The following is a 2,947-nucleotide window of genomic DNA, read 5'->3' as shown; positions in this document are numbered from 1 at the left end:
GTGACGCGCTACGCGATCTCGGCCGACCCGATCCGGCGCACGCCGGCCGCCTCCATCCGGGCCCAGGCCTGGGCGAGGGAGCCGTCCACGTCGATCCCGCGCACGGCATCCTCCACCACCCGGACCTCGAAGCCCGCATCGCGGGCATCCAGCGCGCTCCAGAGCACGCAGAAATCGGTCGCGAGGCCGCACAGGACGACGCGGGTGATGCCGCGTTCCGCCAGCGCGCCGGCAAGCCCGGTGCGGGTGATGCGGTCGGCCTCCAGGAACGCCGAGTAGCTGTCGACCCGGGGGTCCAGGCCCTTGCGGACCACCAGGCTCGCCCGGTCGGTGGCCAGCCCCGGCGCGAAGCCCGCGCCCGGGCTGCCCTGGACGCAGTGCCGGGGCCACAGCACCTGCGGGCCGTAGGGCAGCGCCACGGTCTCGAACGGGGCCCGCCCGGGATGGCTGTCGGCGAAGGAGACGTGGTCGGCCGGATGCCAGTCCTGCATCAGCACCACGTGGCGGAAGCGGTGCTGGAGCGCGTTGATCGGCGCGACCACCGCGTGGCCGTCCCGGACGGGGAGGGCCCCGCCCGGCAGGAAGTCGACCTGCACGTCGATGACGAGGAGCAGGTCGGCGGCGCCGGGTGTCACGGCAGCATCACGATCGAGCCGGTGGTCTCGCGTCCGGCCAGGTCCCGGTGCACGGTCTGCGCCTCGGCGAGCGGGTAGGTGGCGTTGACGGCGATCTTCACGGCGCCGTCCCCGACCGCCTTGAACAGGCGGGCGGCCGCCTCCTCCAGGGTGGCGCGGTTCGACGAGAACGTCGCCAGCGTCGGCCGCGTGACGTAGAGCGAGCCGCGCGGGGCGAGCAGGCCGAGGTCGAGGCCGGTGATCGGACCGGAGGCCGAGCCGAAGCTCGCCAGCAGGCCCATCGGCGCGAGGCTGTCGAGCGAGCCCATCAGGGTCGCCTGCCCGACGCCGTCATAGACCACCGGCACGCCCTTGCCGCCGGTGATCTCGCGCACCCGCTTGGCGACGTCCTCCTCGCGGTACAGGATGACGTGGTCGCAGCCGTTCTGCTTGGCCAGCGCCGCCTTCTCGGGGCTGCCGGCGGTTCCGATCACGGTGGCGCCGAGGTGCTTGGCCCATTGGCAGGCGATCAGGCCGACGCCGCCGGCGGCCGCGTGCCACAGGATCGTGTCGCCGGGCTTCACCGCGTAGGTCCGGTGGAGCAGGTACTCGGCGGTCAGGCCCTTGAGCATCATGGCGGCGGCGGTTGTCTCGTCGACGCCGTCGGGGATCGGAACCGCCGCCGCGGCCGGGATCACCGCCTCCTCGGCGTAGCAGCCGTCCGGCACCGAGCCGTAGGCCACCCGGTCGCCGGGCTTGATGTTCGAGACCCCCTCGCCCACCGCCGTGACGGTGCCGGCGCCCTCCTTGCCGGGGGTGTAGGGCAGGTGCGGCGACTTGTAGGCGCCGGTGCGGAAGTAGATGTCGATGAAGTTGACGCCGATGGCGGCCTGCTTGACCCGGATCTGCCCGGGGCCCGGCTCGGACAGGGGCACGTCCTCGAACTTCATCACCTCGGGGCCGCCGTACTCGTAGACCCGGATCGCCTTCGGCATCGTCGTACTCCGCTCAAGCCCCGTTGCGCCGGCCCCGTTGCGCCGGGACATCGCGGACTCGAGATAACGGAGCACCCGCGGGAGGCAATCGCTTTTTGCCGTTCGCCCGGCGGTTGCGGCCCGATCTGAAACCCGGATCCTGGATCCGGCGCCCCGCGCCGCCTATCTTGAGGCCGACCACCCTCCGACCGGAAGTCCCAAAAAATGTCCGGCACCACCCGCACCAGCGCCGACCTCGACCCGCGCCGCCGCCGCCTTCTGTTCCAGTCCTGGCACCGGGGCATCCGCGAGATGGACCTGATCATGGGCCGCTTCGCCGACGCCGAGATCGGCACCCTGTCGGAGTCGGAACTCACCGAGTTCGAGGCGCTGATCGAGGTGCCGGACCGCGACCTGTTCAAGTGGCTCACCGGCGAGGCCGAGACGCCGTCGAACTACGACACCGCGGTCTGGCGCCGGGTGCGGGCGTTCCACCGGCACGACGCACCGATCCATTCCTGACACGAAAGCGCGCGATGGACGAGCCCAAGCCCCCCTACGACCACCCCGCCCGGTCGATCGCGACCGAACTCGTGGTGCGCATCATGCTGGAGATGATGGAGCGCGACGACCCGGCGCTGCGCGCGGAGATCCTGCGGCAGGCGACCAGTCGGGCCGCCGCGATGACCGAGACCATGCCCAACGCCGACTTCTTCCGCGGCCGGGTCGAGGCGGCGCTGGCGGAGATCGTCGGGGCTGACGCGTGAAGTCGAGGGGGCTTAGCGCCCCTTCCCGGCCGCCCGCATGTGGTTCCGCAGCACGGCGTTGATCCGGGCTTGGTAGCCGCGGCCGGCTTTTCGGAAGTATTGCAGGACGTCGCTGTCGAGCTTGATCGATACGGCTTCCTGAGTGGGGGGCGAGGCCGCACGTTCCCAGAAGGCATCGTCGAGGCCGGGGTGGTCTAGGTCAGTCGCGCTCATGCGCTCGACCTCGTCCTCTGTAAGAGCCGCGAGCTTGGCGCGGTCGCTCTCGGCAACCACGGGCCGGAACGCGCCATCGGGATGGCGTTGCAGCAGCGTTCCATCCGCCAGGCTCATGAACGTGATCGCATCAGCGTTCGCCATAGCGTGCGCGCTCCTTCCTGTTCGCGGGCCAAGCGGTGATGAGCCACGTAACCGGTCCGCGCATAGTGTAGACGACAGTGAAGACGACAGTGAAAATGCCGCCCAGCGCAGGGCGATCGCTTGAAGGGGATCAGGCGGTCTGAGTGACGATGGCTCTGAGGTAGTCGTGGTTCCAAGCGGCGGCTTTTCTGCGGGTCTTGAGGCTGTCCGTGTCGGATGCGGTGCGGATGAGGTT

5 protein-coding genes are annotated in these 2,947 nt (G+C 70.5%); 2 read left to right on the top strand and 3 right to left on the bottom strand.

The annotated features are described in order from the left end of the window. Positions 1 to 8: 8 nt before the first annotated feature. Together pncA and FV228_RS25330 are read right to left on the bottom strand one after the other, a co-directional pair. A complete protein-coding gene (gene pncA, locus FV228_RS25335) occupies positions 9 to 635 on the bottom strand; it encodes a bifunctional nicotinamidase/pyrazinamidase (protein ID WP_147857073.1) in 627 nt (208 codons plus the stop codon). Next, positions 632 to 1,609 (bottom strand): quinone oxidoreductase, encoded by a 978-nt coding sequence (locus FV228_RS25330; protein ID WP_147857072.1) that lies wholly within the window; start codon positions 1,607 to 1,609, stop codon positions 632 to 634. Before FV228_RS25330 ends, pncA begins: the two co-directional genes overlap by 4 nt. A gap of 204 nt (positions 1,610 to 1,813) precedes the next feature. Here FV228_RS25330 and FV228_RS25325 point away from each other — a divergent pair, with 204 nt between their 5' ends. Next, complete coding sequence (locus FV228_RS25325; protein WP_147857071.1) at positions 1,814 to 2,110, top strand: succinate dehydrogenase assembly factor 2; 297 nt, start codon at positions 1,814 to 1,816, stop codon at positions 2,108 to 2,110. A 14-nt stretch (positions 2,111 to 2,124) separates the two neighbouring features. After that, a complete protein-coding gene (locus FV228_RS25320; RefSeq protein ID WP_147857070.1) occupies positions 2,125 to 2,355 on the top strand; it encodes a hypothetical protein in 231 nt (76 codons plus the stop codon). 12 nt (positions 2,356 to 2,367) lie between these two features. On the opposite strand, the gene FV228_RS25315 is transcribed toward FV228_RS25320, so the two are convergent. Further along, positions 2,368 to 2,712 carry a BrnA antitoxin family protein gene (locus FV228_RS25315; RefSeq protein ID WP_147857069.1) on the bottom strand — a complete coding sequence of 115 codons (345 nt, stop codon included), beginning with the start codon at positions 2,710 to 2,712 and terminating at the stop codon, positions 2,368 to 2,370. Positions 2,713 to 2,947: the final 235 nt, after the last annotated feature.

Source organism: Methylobacterium sp. WL18, assembly GCF_008040015.1.
GTDB lineage: Bacteria > Pseudomonadota > Alphaproteobacteria > Rhizobiales > Beijerinckiaceae > Methylobacterium > Methylobacterium mesophilicum.
The sequence above is the reverse complement of the archived record's forward strand: the minus strand, read 5'-3'. Positions and strand labels throughout refer to the sequence as shown.

Bases quoted from the DNA above. Each gene is read 5' to 3' on its own strand.
- FV228_RS25330 (WP_147857072.1), bottom strand. From the start codon at position 1,609: ATGCCGAAGGCGATCCGGGTCTACGAGTACGGCGGCCCCGAGGTGATG.
- FV228_RS25325 (WP_147857071.1), top strand. From the start codon at position 1,814: ATGTCCGGCACCACCCGCACCAGCGCCGACCTCGACCCGCGCCGCCGC.
- FV228_RS25315 (WP_147857069.1), bottom strand. From the start codon at position 2,712: ATGGCGAACGCTGATGCGATCACGTTCATGAGCCTGGCGGATGGAACG.
- FV228_RS25320 (WP_147857070.1), top strand. From the start codon at position 2,125: ATGGACGAGCCCAAGCCCCCCTACGACCACCCCGCCCGGTCGATCGCG.